Raw genomic sequence first — 2538 nt, forward strand, 5'->3', positions numbered from 1 at the left:
GTCAGTTTCCGTGCGACACGAGGTCGCGCGGCGCAAGTGGATACACCGTGTGATGGATCGGAGGTTGTTGTCGATGGTGTGATTCCGGGCCAGTGTCCGATGGTCCGTCCCCGCCCCGATGTGCGTGGCTGGTAACGGCTGGGTGCGGAGCTCGGGGTTCAAGCCGAAGGGTTCCCGTGCTGTCCGGGGACTACGGGTGAGGGGAAGGCTGGACGGGTGAATGGATGTGAACCTCTGTATGCCTCGTGAACCGGTGGCGTCCGGGATGGCGTGTGTGGCCGGGCGTCTGAGAAGGGCTGGCCGTGGGAGAGCGGCAGGCGGCGGCCGGGGAGGAAATGCCGGTCGTGTGGACACCGTCGCCCTCGGGGTAGAGGAGGCACCCACCCCAGCCGGGTCTTGCCCGCGCGGAACGTGGAAACCCCGTCCGGGTCCGGTCGCTGCCTTGCGGCCGGTAGATCACCGTAAGGGAAGTCGATGCCTTGGCGGGACAGGATGGTCCAAGAAGCGAATGCCGGCGGCCGAAAGGCACCGGGAACCGGGGCGTTTTTTTTGGCTGGTCTGTCACCCAGCCGTCCCTGGCCAACCGGCCGGATACGGGCTGCTGCCCGGACCCGAAAGGGTGCTGACGTGGACCAGGTGAGCCTGTGAAGGGGCGATGCTCACGATGCTGCAACTGATGGACAAGTTGGACGCCATGACGTCTTCGGGCGGTGTGGTGAACGGATCTGAGGGCGAGGTCGTCGACTGGGACGCCGTGGATTGGCGGACCGTCGAGGACAGCGTCCGGCGTCTGCGGCAGCGAATCTTCACGGCGACGAAGGCAGGGGATCTGCGCAAGGTTCGTAATTTGCAGAAGTTGATGCTGCGGTCCTGGGCGAACACGCTGGTCAGCGTGCGCCGGGTCACGGAGATCAACGCTGGCCGCATGACGGCGGGAATCGACGGTCGGCTTGCGCTGACCGCCGGGGACAAGGCGGATCTGGCGCGGTGGGTTGACCGCCACGCCTGCGGCTGGTCCGTCCTGCCGGTCAAGCGGGTGTACATCCCCAAGGCAAACGGGAAGCGGCGTCCACTCGGGATACCCGTGATCGTTGACCGGGTGCTCCAAGCCCGGACTCTCAACGCGCTGGAGCCGGAGTGGGAAGCGCGGTTCGAGCCGAGGTCGTACGAATTCCGGCCCGGCCGCGGCTGCCACGACGCGATCGAGGCCATCCACGAGGTCGTCAAGGGGAAGAACCCCAAGCGCACGTGGGTCCTCGACGCGGACCTGGCGGCGGCGTTCGACCGCATCAACCACGATCACCTCCTGGCAGCGCTGGGTGCCTTCCCCGCGCGGACGCGGATCGCCGCGTGGCTGCGAGCCGGTGTGGTTGATCAAGGCCGGTTCGCCCCGACCGATGAGGGAACACCTCAAGGCGGGGTGATCAGTCCGCTGTTGCTCAACATTGCCCTGCACGGGATGGAACAGGCCGCAGGGGTCCACTACGAAGGTCGCACCGATGGGCGAGTGAAGATCGACAAGCGGTGCCCCGTGGTAGTGGTCAGATACGCCGACGACCTGGTCGCCCTGTGCGACAGCCGCGAACGCGCGGAACAGGTCAAGGCGCGGTTGGCCGCCTGGCTGACGCCGAGGGGTCTGACCTTCAACGAGGACAAGACACGCATCGTCCACGTCAATGATGGGTTCGACTTCCTCGGATTCACCGTCCGCCGATACGGCGATATAGCCCTGACCACTCCCAGCAAAACGGCCGTGAGACGGTTGCGGGAACGGCTACGCGGCTCGATGAGAGCACTACGCGGCGCCAGCGCGTTGGAGGTCATCCGAACGATCAACCCGATCGTGCGTGGCTGGTCAGCCTACTACCGCACGGCGGTATCCAGCGACACATTCGCAACGCTGGAACACTACATGTGGCAACTCACCTACAAGTGGGCCAAACGCCGCCACCAGAACAAGTCGAAGCACTGGATCGTCACCCGGTACTTCGGCCGGTTCAACCCCGCCAGGCAGGACAACTGGGTGTTCGGCGACCGGGAAACCGGCGCTTACCTCCGCAGGTTCTCCTGGACGAAAATCGACCGGCACCAGATCGTCAAGGGCGGGTCGTCACCAGACGACCCCGCTCTCACCCGATACTGGGCCACCCGACGAGCGAAGGGACCCGCCCTGCTGACCGGGCTCGACCGCTGGCTACTCCGTCGCCAGCACGGACGCTGCCCCCGGTGCGGGGACTACCTGCTGCACGCCGGACAGCAGCCGAACAGCCCCACCGAATGGGAACAATGGCTGCGCACCATCCGGAAGGCGATGACCACGGGAAACATCATCGTCAACTCCGGACACGGCACACCGGTCGAAGAACAACGCCGTCTCATCCACGCCGACTGCCTACGACGGCAACCCGTCCCCGGCAGCGGCCCAGCAACCCCGCCCAGCCCAACGCCCTCGGGGCTTGCTTGAGCCGTGTGCGGTGAAAGTCGCACGCACGGTTCTGAGGGGGCCCCGGCGCAGCAATGCGCCGGGGCTACCCGACC

Annotated in this window: 1 protein-coding gene; it reads left to right on the forward strand. The window is 66.2% G+C overall.

What is annotated here, in order from left to right; all coding sequences use genetic code 11:
- Positions 1–655: 655 nt before the first annotated feature.
- A complete protein-coding gene (gene ltrA / locus ACLQ24_RS29275) occupies positions 656–2464 on the forward strand; it encodes a group II intron reverse transcriptase/maturase (protein ID WP_425894970.1) in 1809 nt (602 codons plus the stop codon).
- Positions 2465–2538 lie beyond the last annotated feature (74 nt).

It is taken from the genome of Micromonospora sp. DT4, from assembly GCF_049841675.1.
Taxonomy (GTDB): Bacteria; Actinomycetota; Actinomycetes; order Mycobacteriales; family Micromonosporaceae; genus Micromonospora.

Bases quoted from the DNA above. Each gene is read 5' to 3' on its own strand.
- ltrA (WP_425894970.1), top strand. From the start codon at position 656: ATGCTCACGATGCTGCAACTGATGGACAAGTTGGACGCCATGACGTCT.